General features: G+C 65.1%; 1 pseudogene. It reads right to left on the bottom strand.

The features are described from left to right. Nucleotides 1-307: pseudogene (locus tag FF096_RS26370) on the bottom strand (hypothetical protein); the annotation flags it as partial.

Here is a 307-nt window from a genome sequence, read left to right as displayed (position 1 = left end):
TGGGTAGCACCGCGACGGAGGACACCCAGCCGGTGTGGCCGGTGAGTTCGGCTAGTTGGGTGCCGGTGTCGGGGTCCCATACCCGCACGCCCCCATCGCTGCTGCCGGAGATGATGCGGTATTGACCCTCTGGGCCAGGTAGGACTGCCAGGGCGGTTACTTCGTTGGTGTGGCCGGTGAGTTCGGTTAGCTCGGTGGCGTTGTCGGGGTCCCATACGCGTACGGTCCGGTCGCTGCTGCCGGAGATGATGCGGTATTGACCCTCTGGGCCAGGTAGGACTGCCAGGGCGGTTACTTCGTTGGTGTG

This window comes from Micromonospora sp. CP22 (assembly GCF_009712475.1).
Taxonomy (GTDB): domain Bacteria; phylum Actinomycetota; class Actinomycetes; order Mycobacteriales; family Micromonosporaceae; genus Micromonospora.
This window is presented reverse-complemented; position numbering and strand designations above follow the sequence as displayed.